Here is a 17,531-nt window from a genome sequence, read left to right as displayed (position 1 = left end):
CGTGAAGATCCAGTATCTGGAGGGCGACTTCGCCGAACTGTTCTGCCACGGCCTGGCCGGTCTGGGTCCGGGCGGGCTGGAGGACGAAGGCTTCCGAGGCCGGTTCCCCGGGCGGAACGCGGCGATGGGCGGTCTCGTGCTGGGCACGGGGATGCGGCGCCGGGAGTTCAGCCACCTGCTGGTTCATGAGGTGCCGCCGCTGCCCGCCGAACCGACCGAAGTGCCCATCCCCTGGGCGGTGCCGGAGCTGGCGGCCAAGGGCAGGAAGTTCCGCACGACCTGGATCGACTACGGGTCGCTGACAGCAATTCACTCCTACATCGCCCTGGAGCGTGAACTGAGCCGCGGGCCGTGGAGGCCACGAAAGCCGCTGGTGGTGGAGGAGGCCGACTTCCATGGCGGCCGGGTCAATGGCCGGCGGACGGCCTGGTCTCAGCTGGGGCCGGCCGAACGGCTGCGGCTGGTCGGACCGGAGGGCGGTTCGCTGCTGCTGGCGCTCAGCTACGACGGTCGGCCGTTCGTCGACTGGGGAACGCTGTTCCGTCGCACGGGCAGCCGCATCCGTGAACGGTTCGAGCCGCGCTTCCCCGAGGTCGCTCCGCACCGGCTCAGGCACACGTTCGCCATGGCCACGCCAGCGAAGCTGGTGGAGGGCCACTACCGGCAGGCCGCCCAGCTCGCCGCCGCGACGGGAGACGCGGCCGGGCTTGCCCTCTACCTGCTGAAGGCTGATCCGCTGCTGATCCTGCGGGACCTACTGGGGCACTCCAGCGTGACGACGACCGAGGTCTACCTCAAACGGCTGGACGTGCACCGCATCTATCGCGCCGCCTGGGAGAGCGTCGGCACGGCCCCTGATGCGGCTGCGCTCGCGGAGGCCGATGCCGAGTTCGCCGAGGAGGAGTTCTGATGCCTGCGGAAGTGATCCGCGAACCCCTGGCATTGCGGTTGTCCCTGCCGGGCCTGGATCCGTATGTCGTCGAACTCGGTGTTCTGGCAAACCCGTTGCTGGCGTCCGACCTCGCCGAGGGGCTGGCGGCTGCCGTTCATCCGCACGGGCCGATCGGCAAGCCCAGCACCGTCAGGGCTTTCGTTTCCACTCTTCGACGCATGGTCCGGGAACTGGCCCTGGCCGGGTTCACGGGGAGTGCGGCTGAGCTGACGCGGCCGGTGCTCGGACAGTTCTGGCTGCGGTCGCATTACCTGGTCGAATACCGCACCCGCACCATGCTGCGGGCTTTCGACCAGAGCCGCCAGAGGTTGGCCGAGCCGGTGAGGCAGATGGTGTTCGGCACCAACTACAAACGCCCGGTGATCAACGGGCCGCTCGAGCCTTACACGCCCGGCGAGTGGAACCGGCTGATCGATCTCTGCCGCGCGGAGGTACGCGAGATCTGGGACAACCACCGCCGGGTCGTTGCTCTCGCCGAGGGCGGTCAGGACCCGGCGGTTGGCGGCTGGAGTGAGGCGAACGCTGCGTGGCTGCTGACGCGCATGGGGCCGGTCAGCCGAGTGCCGGTCGCCCAGCACATGGCCATGACGCTCCCGGCCTTCACCGGGCGGATCGGAAGCATCGCGAGGATCAGGGAAGCGCTGTTTCCCACCCACATGCACAGCATCCCCTACCTGGTGCTGCTGACGGCTTGGACCGGAATCGTCCCGGACGGTCTGAGCGGACTGAGGACGGACGACGTCCGCTGGAGTGGCAGGCAGGCGATGCTGCTGTCCTACACCAAGGGCCGCACCGCCCAGGAGAGCCTGGTCCTGTCGGCGAGGACCTCGCGGGTGCTTGAGCAGTGGATCGAGCACAGTTCGCTGCTGCGCAAGCACGCCCCCGCTCCGTTGGCAGGCCGGGTCTGGCTGGTGTCCACACATTGCGAGCCGACAGCCGCCACCTTCGCGGACTACGCGCTGCGGAGCTGGGCCAAGCAGCGAGAGCTCACGGCCGACGGCGGGGGTCGGCTCTGGATCGACCGGCGCCGGCTGCGGACCACCTACATCGCCCAGCGAGGCCAGCGCGGATGGTCCCTGCGGGCGACGATCGACCCCAATCACTCGCCGCAGGTCGAAGGTGATCACTACCTGTCTGCGGCGACACCGGCCCAGCGGGCCGTCGTCGAAGAGATCATCTCCGACGCGCAAGGTGATCTGCTGCGGCGGGCGAGTGCGCCACTGGTCGTCGATGACGCCACGGCCGCGGCCCGGCTTCCGGAAGAAGTACAGCGGCTCGGCCTGGGCCAGGGACCGTTGACGGAGCTGCTGTCCGGCGAACGGGATGTGTTCACTGCGGCCTGCGCCGACCAGCTCGCCGGGCTCCACGGCCCGAAGGGAAAGCCGTGTCCGGCCCGCCCCTGGGTCTGCCTGCTGTGTCCGCTCGCGCTGTTCGCCCCGCGGCACCTGCCCAACCTGCTGCGGCTGAAGGCTTACTTCGCCCGGCAGTTCCGGGCCATGCCGCGCGAACACTTCGCAGCCACCTTTGCCCCTTACGCCCGCCGCCTGTCCTCTCAGATCCTGCCGCGCTTCCCTGACGGAGCCATCGCCGCCGCTCAGGACCTGGTCGTCGATCGGGACGAGGAATTGCCGCTTCGAGCCGAGGAGATGACTCCATGACCACCGCCGCCGTCACCTCGGAACGTCCCTCATGATCCGTCTTCGCCGGCGCTGACATCGCGGCGACCGCTCTGCTTGCCTGGCGGGAGGGCTATCCGCGGCCGCGGTTCGAGGACGAGGTGTGGTCCTTCACAGGGTGGGCCGATGCCCCGGTCCAGATGTCCTTGGCGGAGAAGACCTGGCGGTTCGACCGCATTCGCCAGCCTGCCTGGCGGGTGGTTGCGAAGGAGGTCGCGCTGGCCTGGCTTGCAGCCGGCGACTCACGGGTGCTGGCCCTGCCCCGGGCCCGCCGCGTCCCGCGGCATCCCCGCACCATCCAGGCACGGATCTACCACCTCACCTTCTGGCTGAACTGGCTGCACGAGCGGCATGTCCCCTCTCTTGCCGCCGTCACCCAGGACCACTGCGACGCGTTCCTGCGCGACTACGGGGTGGTCCGCGACCGGTCGGGCCAGGTGGTCCGGCCCAAGTCCGGCAGCACGCTGCGGACGGTCGTGTCGGCCATGCAGGAGATCGCCGACTACGGCGAGCTGCTGTCCGCAGACCGCCATCGCACCGGGTTCAGGCCCTGGGGCGAGACGTCGCCCAGGGTGATCACCGGGGCGCCCTCCCGGCCGCAAGTCGTGATCAAGACCTCGCCGCTGAGCGACGATGTCCTCGCTCCGCTGTTGACGGCCTGCTTGCACATGATCGATGAACTCGGCCCCCATGTCGCTGACCTGCGACGCCTCCGCCGGGCCGACCAACAGGCCAAAGACGCCCAGCTGGTCCGGCGCCTGTTCGATAAGGATCGCCTCACCGCCCTCGTCGACGGACACCTGCAGGCAGGCAGCCCGCTGCCGAGACTCGATCCACGCCAGATCGCCATGCGCAAAGCCCGCGGCTGGGATCCAGAGGATCCGCTGCTGGAGGTCAACTTCGTTCATCTGCTGCGGCCGACGGGACACCGGGACATCGCGCCGGCCTTGTTCAGACAGGCTCGCCCGATGCTGGAGGAGGCTGCCACCCGCGTCGGTGTCGAGTACGTGTGGTGCCGCAGCGCGGACCCTGTTCCCCGCGCGGACACGGGCGAGATGGTCCCTTGGTCTCTTCCCATGCCCTCCGTTCGGGCGGACAGCCTGGTGAGAGCCGCCGGCCATGCCTGCATCGTCGCGACGTCGGCGCTGACCGGAATGCGGGCCAGCGAGCTGATGGAGCTGACTGTCGGCTGTCATCGGGCCAGCACAGACGACGGCACCGGCCTGGTCCGCCACCGCTTGGTGAGCAAGGTCATCAAGGCCCGCCGCTGGGGCGGCGAGGTCGACGAATGGGTCGTCGTCGAGGAAGTCGTACGCGCCATTGCGCTGGCCGAGCAGCTCACCGACGCCACCACGGGGCAGCTGCTGTTCGGTCCATTCCAGGGCTTCAACAGCAACGGCGCCATGGACTGGCTTCGACAATGGGTCGCCTCACCCGCCGGTCAGCGGCTGGGCCTGGCTCCGATCCCCGACGAGCCGATCCACCCCCGCCGCCTGCGGCGGACACTCGCGGTCGAGATGGGAGCCCGGCCCGGCGGGTTGTTCGCCACCAAGGTCCACTTCAAGCACCTGTCCGTGGCCACCAGCGAGGGATATGCGGCCCGGCCCGGCGGCGCGCAAGCCGGGTTCCACCAGGAATGGAAGCAGGCCGAAGCCAAGGAGAAGCTGGCCCGGACAGTCGAGGCGTTCCGCCAGTTCCAGCAAGGACAGCTGCCCGCCGGCCCCGGAGCCGACGCCCTGATGGCCACCTTCCGCACCGTCGAGGAGGAGTTGGAGGGCCACGATCCAGGACCGGCGAAGGTGGTCACCGACCGACAGGTCGAGCTCTTGCTGAAGAAGAAGGCCGCGGCCCTGCATCTGTCCGCCGCGAACTATTGCTGGTTCGAGGACCCTGCGAAGGCCCTCTGCCTCAAGCTCGCCGGCGCCAAGTCCGCGAGCGCACCGCTGACCGGGTTGTGTGACAGCGCCCGCTGCCCGCAGGCCACCCACCACATCGCTCACCGCTCCGTCTGGCAGAACGCGGCGGACAACGGCGCCGTCCTGCTGGCCAGCCCTCGCATCCCGCCCGCGGAGAAGGACCGGCTGCGAGCCGAGCACGAGCGGTCCATGCGGGTTCTCGAAGAGATCGACACGGCAGCCGGAAAGGCCGGATGACATGGCACTAGCCTTCAGCAGCGCGACCAGATCGAGCGGCGCATCCGCGCGGCCATCGACCGGCTGCTGGCCGGGCAGATCCCACCCGGCGGCGCCTGCGACGTCAAGACGCTCGCCCGCGAGGCGGGCATCTCCCGCGCATCCCTCTACCGGACCTGGGGCCACCTCAAGGACGAGTTCGAGAAGCGGCGGGCAGCCGTCTGGGCAGCCGGTCAGCAGCCTGACCCGCGCGAGGGCCCGCATCGCCCGGCTGCGTGATCTCAACCAGCGGCTCACCGGCAAACTCGCCCGCACCCACACCGAGCTCACGCAGCTCAAGGAGCGTCACCGGCTTCTGCTGTCCGTCCTGGCGGCCAAGGACGACGAGGTCCAGCGGCTCCGCCGCGAGCTGAGTACGGTCGCCTCGTTCCCGGATCAAGGGCAGGGGGACGACGCCCAGGGCGTCGTCCCCCTGGCCCGGCGCTGATGTCAGGGCTGGTGGTTCTGTCGGTAGTTGGTGACGTCAGTTGTTCGTGAAAGCTGACGGCACCAGGTGATGGCCCAGAAAGATGTTCGCGAATTCTGACGTCACCATCGGGGTTGCGGTGTCAAGCTGGATGTGCTCAGTAAAGGAGCACCCCCGATGCCGCCTGGTCAGTCGAAGGTCGAGTTGTACGCCGCGCTGCGGCGCGACTCCCGCGATGGCATGTCGAACCGGGCGTTGCAGTGCAAGTACGGCGTCACCTGGAGCACGGTCAACAAGGCCCTGACCTCGGCTTGGCCGCAGCCACGCACGACAACCGCTTCGGCGCGGCCGTCGAAGCTGGATCCGTTCACGCTGCTGATCGACGAGATCCTGCTCATTGATCTGGACGCGACCAGGAAACAGCGCCACACCGTCACCCCGGATCTACCGCCGTCTGATCGACGAGCACTCCTCGTCCGAGGCGTTGCGTTGACCACTTGAACCCGCACCGATGAGAGGGCGCAAGCGTCCTGCGAGCAACCGCGCGGTCCGGCCAGGGACTGAGAGTCCGGTGTTTATACCTTGCTCGCGACCACCATGTAGTTCTCGGCCTCAAGATCGAACGTGCTCAGTTCCGTCTGGAGTCCGACCCGGTGCAGCTCGACTTCGAGTTCCTCGTACCGGTAGGGCCAGCAGGACAGCAGTTCCGAGCGGACAAGAACCAACCCGGTCGCATCAACTTGCGCGATCGCAATCTCGATGTGGTGCTCCTCCTCCCAATGCGGCGCAATCTCCCAGCGGTAGACCACGACGGCATCGCGACCGTTCCGGCGGACGAGTCGGTCACTGATCTCCAGCCGGGAACCTCTGGCCCTCACGAGTTCCCAAGTGCGGGATGTGAGTACCAAGCGCCCGCCGGGGCGCAGAAGCCGTGACATCGACTCCAGAGCAGCACCCCTGCCTGTCGCGCCCGTGGCATGGTGAAGCGAGTTGCCAACGCAGAACACCATGTCGAACGTGTTGTCCTGGAAATGGTCGGGCAACTCTTCCCAGTTCGCCCGTACGGCCCGGACGGATGCCCCGAACTCCTCAGACAACTCTGCAGTCCGGCGAACCATCGCCTCGCTGGCGTCAGTTGCGACAACCTGCATGCCACGACCGGCGAGGCCAACCGCCAACTGTCCGGTTCCGCACGAACAGTCGAGGACGTGAGCGTTCGACGGCAGGAGATTGAGGACGTCGTCGAACGACGCAGCGAACTCGGCTGGAGGCAACTTTGCATCCGAGATGAGCCATTCGTACACCTCGGCAAGCACGTCATAACCTGTCACAACCACTACCTCCGTCACGCGGCAGACTCACGGTAGGACGTCAGTCCATCAGCGGAGCAAGCCGGGCACCAATGGTTTTCGCAAGGATGGCTCTGACGGTGTTTGTGGGTTGTCAGTTGTCCGTCTGAGTGGATGTCACCGGCTGGTTAGCTGGGAAGTTGTTCGTGAGAAGTAGTGTCACTCGCGGGGTTGCGGTGGCAAGGTGAATGTGCTCAGTGAAGGAGCACCGCCGATGCCGCCTGGTCAGTCGAAGGTCGAGTTGTACGCCGCGCTGCGGCGTGACGCTCGCGAGGGCATGTCGAACCGGGCGCTGGAGCGCAAGTACCGGGTGGGCTGGCGGACTGTTCAGAAGGCGCTGAGTTCGGCGTGGCCGCAACCTCGGGAACCGGCCACCCTCGTCCTGAGCACTTACGGATCCCGGCTCGGATACCCCCGATGCCGCCGGGCAGTCCAGGCCAGTTTCGTGAGTCGGGGCACCGTCACCCACAGGGACGAACTGGGCGGCCCAACATCGACGCCCGCCAACCGAGACAGACACCCGAACCTCCCGACAGGCCAAACGCGTCAGCGGCCCTGCGGGAGCGAGACACCGGAAGCGGTGGACACGGCCTTCGCCGCGTTAACCCAGTGATCGCCGGTTTGGCCAACCGGCGATCCCGGGCTATGTTGCGCTGCTCAACGCGGAGAACGCGAGGAAGGGTGACCTCCTGAACCCCTTTCCTGGCGAGATGTGCTGGAGTTGCTGAGGCCGACGGATAAATATTCAAAGAGAAGGGAAGGGGTAGACGCATCTAGGAGGTGAATCTAATACTGTATCAAATTTCCAATCTTCAGTTGGGACGGGTTTCATGTTTGAGTAGTGTACTAATTGCCCGACGCTACGTCGATGATATTCCAGACAATAAACGCAAAGGGAAGCAGCAGTAGGACGTCCGGCACGCCTATGCGGATCCATCGTCGGGCGCCGACTTTTTCTTCAGCCTGAGCATCACGGGCAGCCTGGATCTGTTCTCTGATCGCACGCCTGGCCGATCGAGCTTGAGCGCCGTCGAAGACAGACCGGGAGAGCACCCAGGGCTGCACATTGCCGATGCCGTCGATCAGAAGGGCGAATCTCCCGCCTCTGGCGAGGAACTGAACCTGCGAAAGAGGTGCCCGGTAGGAGAGGAAGGGGTTGTGCACGACAATTGTGCCTCCTTCGCACTCGATCAGCGGCTGGATGCCCGCCCGTATGCAGCACCAAGCGAACAGTGAGGCCATCGACAGCAGGGCGACCAGGTCCACCAGTTCATCAGAGGCCACGTCGTCAATCAGTACTAGATACGCCACAATCGCAGGTTGCGCAGCGGTACCCGCAATTGACGCAAGGAATACCATCCTGTTTCTGTAGCGCACCCATACCTCCTGTGCTGTGGGGGTGCCGCGCGGGCTGCGCGGCACCCCCTATGTCAGATGACTGTCTAGCAGTACCGCATCTTCCAACTCATACCGCAGGTGATCGTTCCGGTATAGGCGTTGGCGGCGTAGCCGTGAGCGGTCCGTCGGTAGGAGGTGCGCTTCGCGTGAGGGCGCCGTCCAGCGGCATGCCTGCCACCTCTGGAGTAGCCTCGGCTCGACTTCCACCACGAACCGGCAGCGAATCGTCCCGCGCCGACTCCGAACGCGGTCCATGCCGCGTTCCTGGCAATGGATCGTCGCGACTTCCGCCAGCCGTGCCTTCTGACGTCCGCGTACGACGTCGCGGCGAACACGGCGACGCTGGCGACCGCGCAGGCTCCGGCGGAGGCGACGATGCAGGCGGCGGTGGCGCCGTAACCGGCGTAGGTCCGCCAGTTCCTGCGGACGTGGCGGCGCGCCTTGTTGAACCCGCGCTTGACCTTCTTCCAGCTCCACCACTTGCCGTCGAGGTCGTAGCGGTTGAGTGGGTCGGCGTTGACGTACTCATACGCGTTGGCTCCGCCGCCGTAGACCGGGTCCATGGACAGGAACCGTCCGGTGGCGGGGTTGTAGATGCGCACACCCATGAGGGTCAGACCGGTGAGTGTCTCACTGGAACGCTGCTTGCCGCCGAGCCAGTTGTAGCGGGTGGCTGCCTGGTCGGTGCGTGGGTTGCCGTATTCGTCGCCGTCCAGGGCGACGGGCGCCTTGGTGGTGTCCAGCGGGAGCTGGAGGGCGACATCACCGTGGATGGTGGTTAGTTGGAGAACGGTGTTGCCGGTCTTGCTGGTGGTGGCGGCGAGGTCTCCGGAGGCGGAGTCGACGTTGCGGGTCAGGGCTCCGCTGGTGGTGTCCTCGGTGATCCAGCGGGGGTTGTCGCCGTCACCGTCGTAGTGGTTGATCTTGGACTGTTCCTGTGTCCAGGTCGTTCCGCTGCCGGCCTCCACCTTCCAGGAGCGGAAGCGCAGGTTGGCGTCGAGCTGCCACGTCTGGCGCTTGCCGCCGGCGGTCTGCTGGTGGGCGAGGTCGTTGGCGTAGTAGCCGATCGTGCCGTTGCCCGGGACCGTGGTGGTGCGGCCGAACGCGTCGTAGGTGTAGCCGGTGTCGACGATGCGGTCGGCGCTGTCGTAGGTGTGGCTGGTGGTCGTGCCTCCCGTCGTGGGGCAGTCGGCGCCGGGGGCGCCCTTCGCGGAGGTGAGGGACTTACGGTTGGTGCGCGCGTCGAAGGTGTAGCTGCGGCGGGTGCACTCGGTGCTCCAGGTGTCGTCGACCGTGGTGAGTCGGCCGGTGCTGTCGTAGCGGTAGGTCTGGTCGGACCAGCCTGCGTGGGACGCGACCTGGCCGTGGACAGACTCGGTCACGGTGTCGGAGTAGACGATCGTGCCGTCGCTGTCGCGGGTGTAGACGCGGTCGATGGCCGCGCCGGTGGTGTCCTCGGTCTGCTTGAGGGTGTAGCCACCGGGCAGCTTCTCACTCGACACGGAACCGTCGGCGTCGTAGGTGGCCTGGAAGGTGCCGGCGATGGAGTCGGTGGTCTTCGTGGCCAGGCCGCGCGGCTCGATGGCGGTGTCGTAGGTGAAGGTGACGGTGGACGGCACGTTGTCGGTGGCCTTGACCGGCCGTCCGAGCAGGTCGTACTCGGTGGTGGTGGTACCGCCGTCGGCGTCGGTGTAGGAGATCTGGCGGCCGAGCTTGTCGTACGCCTTGGTGATCGTTCCGCCGGTGGGCGAGATGGTCTTTACGGCCTGGCCTGTGGTCGGGTCGTACTCGGTGGTGGACTCCGGCACCGCTTGTCCGACGCCGCCGGTGATGGCCACCTTGGTCTGGCGGCCCGCACCGTCGTACGTCGTGGTAGTGGTACGGGTGACGCCGTTGGCGGTCTCGGTGGCCTTGGCCGGGTTGCCCCACCAGTCGTACTCGGTGGTGGTGGTCGGCAGTCCGGTCGGGTTGCTGCCGCCGCCGGTGATCGCACCGGCGGGGCCCGTGGAACAGACGAGGTCGGCCCACTCCGGTCGGCCGGCACAGGTGCCGGTTCCGGTGGCGGACCAGTACGTGGTCACCCGCGTGGCGGCGTCCGTACCGCTCGCTCCGGGCAGGAGCTGCTTGACCGTGCGGCCCTGGGCGTCGTACTCGGTCTTGGTGGTGATCGCCAGTCCGGCCGGGTCCTGAACGGTCTGCGTAGGAAGGCCCTTGGACCAGTCGTAGACCGTCTGGGACATGCGGGTCTCACCCTGCACGCCGGGGTGCTCACGCACTTGCGCGCCGGTGGTGACCTTGGTGACCTGGTCCTTGACCTTGGCTGTACCGTCGGTCGGACGTCCGGCGTCATACTCGTTGACCGTCCAGGCTCGGGCGGTGACCGAGGTGCCTGCCGGAACCAGGGTGGTGGTACCCGATCTCAGGTCCGTCGTGAGGTCGATCCGGCGCAGCGGCCCGAACTCCTCCAGCTCCCGGGTGCCGGTCGCGTTGTAGACAGAGTAGGTGGCCAGCAGGTCGGCGCGTTCGGCCGCGGTGAGCTGGGCGATGCCCAGGTCGGCCTGGACGGCTCTGTCGTCCGCGGTGAGCCCGAGAGCGACAGCGCGGTTGGCGGCCGACAGCTCGCGGACGGTGTTGCCGAACTGGTCGTACTCGCTGGTGGAGATGTGTCCGCCGGGGGTGGCGGAGTTGATCTCGCGACCGGACACGTCCAGATAGTGCACGTCGGCCCGCTTGTAGTCACCGGCGGCGAGCGAGTTGCCGGAGTGGGACGCCGGTACGGCGTCGGCAGGGAAGACGGCTGCAGCATCGGTGGGGGTGTCCAGCTGGCCCCATGCCCGCACGTCTGAGGTGCCCATCTTGTACGGGGCCGCGGTGCCGGTCAGCGGCACGTCGTAGACGACGCTGGAGGCGGCCTCGCCCTCGATGGTGTCGGTGGTGCCCTGCTTCAGGCCGGGCCGGGATGCCTTCAGCAGCATGCCCTCACCGGCGGTGGCGGCGTTGCCGGCCTTGCCGTAGGTGAACGTCCAGGGCAGCTCGCCGGGCGGGGTGAACTTGGTGACCCGTCCGGCACTGTCGTAGGCGTACTCGGACTTCTGTGCGGGACTGATCTGTGGGTTCCACGCCTGGCGCAGACGGCCCGAGCTGTCGTACAGGTACGTCTGCACGGACTTGGAGGTTGCTGCGGCCGCGCCCGGGGCGGTGGCCCACAGGCGGATCTCCTTGACTTGGCCGCTGTAGTCCCCGAACGCGGAGTCGGTGGCGGTGGTGGAGGCGGCGTACACGAGTTCCATCACGCGGCAGCCCTTGGTCGCCGCATCGGCGGTGCAGGCGGCCGCGGTCGTGGCCGAAGTGGCCCCGATGATCCGCTTGGGGCGGGCCAGCTTCTTGCCGTCCACGGTGACCGTCTCGGAGATCACGGTGGTGGTGGAATTGGACAGTCCTTCCAGCAGGGTGCTGGAGACTTGCCAGGTGGTGGCGGCCGCGTCGGGCTTGGTGAACTCGGTCACCGTGCCTTCGGTGTCGGTGAGCGTGAAGGAGCCGGTCACACTGCCCTTGAGGGTCAGATCCTCCGAGCCGGGCTCGGGGATCCAGCTGGTCTTGCCCGCGTTGGCGGCGAAGTGGGTCTCCTCGCCCTCGGCGTCCACGACGGCCACGGCCGTGTCGGAGACCTTCCGGACGTGGGAGAAGTCCGAATCCGTCATCTCAGCGACGGTGCCGGTCACCCACTCCTTGCCGAAGATCGGTGCCTGGCCCTCCTGAACCGCGCCCTTGTCCGGGGTCCGCGAGGACGCCGTACGAGACACTGAGAGGTCGAACGCGGAGGCGTCGGTGGCAGAGAGGGTGTAGTCACCGGTCAGCAGGTTCACAGATCCGGGACCGACGTTCTCCGAGGAGGCCCCAGAGGCGTTGCGGTCCACGACGACGGTCAGTGGCTCGGTGCTGCCCGAGGCGGAGCTGGGTCCGGTGAAGTCGGCCTTGATCTGCACACTGCCGTCGGGGTTGACGGTGCTGGTCGCGTTCCAGACCAGGGTGGCGTTCTTGCCGTTGGTCATGGGGATCGGCCAGGCGGTCAGTGGTGTGCCGCCGGAGGTGACGTCGGCGGCGGGGATCTTCACCCACGGGTCTGCCTCTGAGCGGCGCCAGGAGAAGGACACCGAGTTGTACTTGCCGGCGTCGGCCTCGGCGACCAGAGGCAGCCTGCGTGCGGTGCGCTCGCCCTCGCCGGGCTGGATGAATCCGCCGGGGCCCGCGTGGAAGGTGTAGTCGATGGCCTCGGACTTGTTGTCGGCCTTGTCGACGGCCCGTACCTGAACGGTGTGGGTGCCGTCCTTCGGCGGGGCGATGCTGATGCCCTTGTCGGCACTGGAGCCGCCGGTGGTGACCTTGGTCCAGGTCACACCGTCGAGGGACCATTCGAGCCAGTTGTGATCGCTGCCGGTGGGAGGCGTGACGGTGAAGGTGCCGGCCTGCCCGGTGCCCTTGACCCACTTGTCCGACGGGTAGTCCGTCGAGACGATCTTGGTCGGGGCGGACGGGGCCTTCGTGTCGACCGTGAACGTCTTCCACGCCGACCAGCCCACGTTGTAGTGGCTGCCGTCATAGGGCGAGGTGCGGAACTTGTACGTCTTGCCGTCCGTGAGCATACCTGCCGGAAGGGTTACCGAGGCGACTTGGCCGGAGGGCACGTACTTCGAGACGATGACGTCGCCGACCTGGGTGTTGGTGGCGTTGTCGAAGATCTGGAAGGTGCCGTTGACCTTGTCACCGTCGGCGTCGACGAACGTGTCGCGCAGCGTCGGCGTAAGGGTGTTGACGGTGTAGGCGCCACTGTAGGAGAAATATGGCGGGCCGGCCTCCTGCTTGGTGCCGGTGCGCGGCCGGTAGTTGTAGTTCACCACCAGCTTCGGCGGGTTGGCGGCCGCGTTGGCGGAGTTGACCCGCTTCCACTGCGCGGTCACCGTCTCGCTGGTGGCGCGCAGCCCCATGTGACCGCGGGTTGCCTTGGCGGAGGCCCACTCCTGCACCAGGGTGGACACATCGGCGTTGACCCACCCGTCGGGGGCCGCGGTGCAGGACGGATTGCCCTTGGTCTCGGTGGAGGTGGCCTTCTTCGCCGTCCACGCCGGCTGCGCGGTCCAGCGCGACGAGGTCGAGGCGGCGCCGGTGGACCACACCTCCCACGGATACGCCTTGCAGTCCACGTTGTTGCCGGAGTGGAAATTCCACAGCGACAGCTTCGCGTCCAGGATCAGCGCGTCCTGGATCGGAGAGGTGTTCCAGGAGATGAAGGAACGCGCCGTGCGTGGCGTGCCGTCGGCGTTGGTGGTGCCCGGGTTGCCGAGGTCGAGCTCGGTGTCGGTGGACCAGTCGCGGGTCTCGCCCTGCTGGACGTAGGTGTCGAAGACGTTGGACAGAGCCGAGGTGGACGGGTCCACCGTCACCGGGTACTTGGTCTTCGGGTCGGCGAGGAATTCCGCGTCCGGGGTGATGACCAGGTCGATGGAGGAGCCCTTGGTCACCAGCTTCATCGCCACCGGAACCCGGCGGGTGTGCTCGCCGGAGACCGGGTCGACGGTGGCGTCCCACATCACCGGTGCGGGCATGACGGCCTGCGTCTTGTTCTTCTTGTCCGTGAACAGCACACTGCCGTCGGCCTGCTGCTTGGCCTTCAGGCCCTTGGCCTTGAGCGGCAGGGTGTACGTGTATCCGTCGGCGGCAGGCTTCTGCTTGATCTCGACGAACTGCTCGAAACCGGTACGGGTCGCCTCGACCACGACGTCGGCGCCTGGCACGGCGTTGGCGTACTCCGCGCGAGTGCCGTCCAGCTTCGGTGCGGGCAGGCCGCCCTTCCACTGCAGCGTGATCTGCTCGTCGCCCTCGCCGAGCGTCACCAGGTCGGTGGCCTTGGCGGCCTGCGCGGCGCGCAGCGACTTTGCCGGGGAGCCGCTCTTGCCCGCGAGCTTCAGACCTCGGGGATGGGCCTTCGGCTCAACTCCGCCACCGGAGCCACTGACGAGGTCCAGGTCGACATCGCGCCAGTCACCGGTGGACTCGTCCTCGAACCGGATAGGTCCGGCCGACAGCTCCGTGGTGAGGGAACCGTCCTTGTTCGCCCATGTGGTGGAGGTCTCCGTGCGCTCTGACAGGGCCTCGACGCGCTTGCCGGAGAGTCGCGCGGCCACGCGCGCGGAGGGGATATCCGCAGCCTGCGTGACTGTGGGTTTCTTCTGAGCCGCCGGCGCTTGGGGCGTCGCGGCGATCGCGGCAGTGCCGTCGATCAGCCCGACGGCAAGGGCCAAGGTGAGGCTGCCCGCGAGGTAGCGCAGACTCCCCCCGGACCAATGCCGCCCGCGCTCCTCTGGCGCGGGTATGTGAACCGTCATCGTCCCTCGGTCTCTCACGTTTCGTCAGTATCACTTCTGTGATGCAGATGTGAATGTATCGAGGAGGAAACCGGCGATAAATACGGCAAGTTGAGATAAGGGTGACGTCATGGAGTTCACGAAAGTGAAGTGATGTGCGCCACTCTCCGCATCGGTAAGGGTCCCGCAATGCGTCTCATCGGCCGCAGAATCCAGGGCTCGGACGGGGACAAGCCCCTGACATTGCCTCGGGAGCTGTCAATCTGTCACGCCCCACCAGCCGTGGCGGAGCTGTATGTTTCCGCAGGGGTCGCGCCTCGGCGCGTGTCAGGCGGATGCATTGCCTGTAGTTGATTCGGCAGAAGCGGGGTGGGGGCTGCGTGATGCGGCGTCGGACATGGGGCACGGCTGCGACCGTGGCGGCGGGGCTGACCGGCGTGCTGGTCTTCCAGGGAATGAAAGGTAGCGCGGACGCCGGCTCTGACGTGGACGGGAAGCCTGGGCCGGTGAAGGCGCAGTCGCGTACCTCGAAGCTCCACGTCGGTGACGGCGGAAGCGACGCGTCATTGGGACGGCGTGACGTGGAACCGTTCAGCATGCTGGGCCTGACCTGGACTGATCCGGCTGCGCGTGTGGCCGGCACCGTGGAAGTCCGCACCCGGGCAGCCGCGTCCGGGCAGTGGTCCGGTTGGCTGCGGCTGGACGGCGACAGCGGCCAGGGGGAGAGCGGAGCCGAACGCGGCGGGACCGAGCCCGCATGGGTCGGGCCGTCCAACGGCGTCGAGGTACGGGTGAGTTCGCGCGGGAAGACCTCCGCCAAACTACCCGCCGGACTGCGCCTGGACATGATCGATCCCGGCAAGGCCAGCGTCACGGACATGAACCCTGCGGCGTTCAGCGCGGATGAGACGACGGAGCCGTCTCCCTCGGACTCCGCTCCCGCCGAGCCCGGACAGAGCGCCACGATGCAACCGGAGCCATCCACCAGCCAGGAGCCGCCTGCCGAGCCGTCGGTGAGTGAACCGCCGAGTGCGTCCTTGACGCCGAGCGTTACACCGTCCGGGTCGGCTTCTGCCTCGCAGAGCCAGGCTCAGGTTCCTAGTCCGACCGTGAACGGCCCCACCGCGCCGCCGTCCACCGCACCGCGCCCGCCCATCACATCCCGGGCGGGCTGGGGTGCCGATGAGTCGATCAGCCCTGAGGAGCCCGGCTACCTTCCCGGCGGCCAGGTCAAGGCGGTGGTGGTGCACCACACCGCCGAGTCCAACGCCTATACGTGCGCCGAGGCCCCGGCTGTGGTGCGGGGCATCTACGCGTACCACGTCAAGCAGCTGGGCTGGAAGGACGTCGGTTACAACTTCCTCGTCGACAAGTGCGGCACTGTCTACGAGGGCCGCAAGGGCGGAGTGGACCGGCCGGTGATGGGCGCCCATGCCTACGGCTTCAACGCGGAGACCACCGGCATCTCGGTGCTCGGCACCTACACCGATGTGGCGCCTTCGCAGGCGGCGATGGTGTCGGTCGCCCGGATCGCGGCGTGGAAGCTCGGCCAGTACGGGGTGAACCCGACCGGTACCGTCACCCTGACGGCCGGCGACAGCGGCCGCAACTACTTCGGCAAGACCTGGACCAAGGGCGCCCAGCTGCCGTTCCCCGCCATCCACGGCCATCGCGACGGTTACAACACCCAGTGCCCCGGCAACACCTTCTACGGGCAGCTGTCGACCGTCCGCTCCTGGGCCGCCGGGCCCGTCACCGGACTGGCCATCAAGTCCGTCACAGGCGCGGGGATGTCCGGCTCGACGTACTACACCAAGGAAGCCGTCACCGTGAACTGGGCTTTCACCACACCCAGTTCGCTGATCGAGCAGTACGAGCTGCTGGTCGACGGCAAGCCGGTGGCCACCACGGCAGGCACCGCCACCTCCGCCAAAGCCACCCTCGTGCGGGGCAGCCACAGCGTGACGGTGCGTGCCACCCACCAGTCCGGCAAGCAGGTCACCAGCACGGCGGCGGCCGTGGTCGCCGAGACCACCGCACCCACCTTCACCACCAAGCCGAACCTGGCCCTTCGCACCGGCACCGTGAACACCACGGCCGTACCCGTGGTCCTGGCCTGGAAGACAACCGACAACGCCGCCCTGAAGGACGTACGGCTCACCGCCCCGGTCGCCAAGACCTACGGGCCCACCACCACAAGCGCCGCGCACACCGCGAAGTCCGGCACCGCGACAGCCTGGAGCATGACCGTGTACGACCACGCGGGCAACACCGCATCCGCGTCGGTCTCCGGCACCCCGGTGATCCTTCAGGAGACCGCGGCCACCAAGTCCGGAACCTGGACGACGAAGTCGTCCACCAGTTACCTCGGCGGCAAGTCCTCCGCCAGCTCCTCCAAGAATGCCTCTCTTGCCTGGACCTTCACGGGCAAGTCCGCCGCCTGGGTGGTCTCCCGGGCCGCCACCTCCGGCCAGGCCCACATCTACGTAGACGGTGTCAAGACAGCCACCGTCGATCTGAAGTCGGCCACTACCAAGTACCGCGACGCGATCTGGACCAAGACCTGGACCACAAGCGCCAAGCACACCGTCAAGATCGTCGTAGCCGGAACGTCCGGCCGCCCCGCCATCACCACCGACGGCCTTGTCTACCTCAAGTAGCCGCAGAGCACGCCGACGGCAGGCACGAGAGCACCGGCACCAGCGTCAGGAAGCGCTGGCTGCTCGGCTCTCCCCTGCCCCGGCGCCGCTGGTATGGCACGCGGGCTGGGGCAGCCGAGCCCTCGGCGTGGTCTGGCTGGGGCAACTGATCGTTCTCGGGCCCTTCGCCTACGACCTGGACATCGCCCGGTTCGGTGCGGACGACTGGTTCTTCCGCGAAGATCCGCTGGCGGGTGGCCCAAGCCGGCGGTGGCGGTGGATCCGCGGGTGGTGGCCAACCCGTATCAGGCGCGGGATCTTCTGGATGCCGTCTCCTATGTGGGCGGCTACCGCAGGGCTCGTGGCCGTCGGCTGGTCGGGTTCTTCGCCGGCATGTACTACGCGGGTTTGCGTCCGGAGGAGGCGGTCGCGGTGGCGTTGCCGGACTGCCGCCTGCCCCCGGACCGGTTGGGGGCGGTTGATCCTGCACCGCACTCGGCCGCAGGCGGGCAAACGGTGGACCGACACCGGCCAATACCACGACGAGCGCGGGCTGA

The 17,531-nt window shown here is 67.6% G+C and carries 8 protein-coding genes; 5 read left to right on the top strand and 3 right to left on the bottom strand.

Translation table 11 applies throughout. The annotated features are described in order from the left end of the window. Position 1: 1 nt before the first annotated feature. The 4 genes from ABT063_RS34185 (at position 2) to ABT063_RS34170 (ending at position 5,727) form a co-directional block, all read left to right on the top strand. Positions 2-910, top strand: coding sequence for a site-specific integrase (locus ABT063_RS34185; RefSeq protein ID WP_351063849.1), 909 nt, complete (start codon positions 2-4; stop codon positions 908-910). Further along, positions 910-2,610: a hypothetical protein gene (locus ABT063_RS34180; protein WP_351063847.1), complete on the top strand. Its 1,701-nt coding sequence runs from the start codon at positions 910-912 to the stop codon at positions 2,608-2,610. Before ABT063_RS34185 ends, ABT063_RS34180 begins: the two co-directional genes overlap by 1 nt. Positions 2,611-2,768: 158 nt before the next feature. Next, the gene (locus ABT063_RS34175; protein ID WP_351063845.1) at positions 2,769-4,781 is read left to right on the top strand and encodes a site-specific integrase; all 2,013 of its coding nucleotides are present in this window, start codon (positions 2,769-2,771) and stop codon (positions 4,779-4,781) included. Between the two features lie 622 nt (positions 4,782-5,403). Next, positions 5,404-5,727 carry a hypothetical protein gene (locus ABT063_RS34170; RefSeq protein ID WP_095749789.1) on the top strand — a complete coding sequence of 108 codons (324 nt, stop codon included), beginning with the start codon at positions 5,404-5,406 and terminating at the stop codon, positions 5,725-5,727. A gap of 74 nt (positions 5,728-5,801) precedes the next feature. Here the strand turns inward: ABT063_RS34170 and ABT063_RS34165 are convergent, their stop codons facing one another. The 3 genes from ABT063_RS34165 to ABT063_RS34155 all read right to left on the bottom strand — a co-directional run bounded on the left by ABT063_RS34165 (position 5,802) and on the right by ABT063_RS34155 (position 14,356). Next, entirely contained in the window at positions 5,802-6,557 is a 756-nt protein-coding gene (locus ABT063_RS34165; RefSeq protein WP_055628205.1) for a class I SAM-dependent methyltransferase, read from the bottom strand. 864 nt (positions 6,558-7,421) lie between these two features. Then, positions 7,422-7,952, bottom strand: a complete 531-nt coding sequence (locus tag ABT063_RS34160; RefSeq protein ID WP_351063843.1) for a hypothetical protein — start codon at positions 7,950-7,952, stop codon at positions 7,422-7,424. A 65-nt stretch (positions 7,953-8,017) separates the two neighbouring features. Further along, a complete protein-coding gene (locus ABT063_RS34155; RefSeq protein WP_351063841.1) occupies positions 8,018-14,356 on the bottom strand; it encodes an RHS repeat-associated core domain-containing protein in 6,339 nt (2,112 codons plus the stop codon). Positions 14,357-14,718: 362 nt separating this feature from the next. Here ABT063_RS34155 and ABT063_RS34150 point away from each other — a divergent pair, with 362 nt between their 5' ends. Then, the gene (locus ABT063_RS34150; protein ID WP_351063839.1) at positions 14,719-16,995 is read left to right on the top strand and encodes an N-acetylmuramoyl-L-alanine amidase; all 2,277 of its coding nucleotides are present in this window, start codon (positions 14,719-14,721) and stop codon (positions 16,993-16,995) included. Positions 16,996-17,531: the final 536 nt, after the last annotated feature.

It is taken from the genome of Streptomyces sp. NPDC002838 (genome assembly GCF_040295365.1).
Lineage (GTDB): Bacteria > Actinomycetota > Actinomycetes > Streptomycetales > Streptomycetaceae > Streptomyces.
The sequence above is the reverse complement of the archived record's forward strand: the minus strand, read 5'-3'. Positions and strand labels throughout refer to the sequence as shown.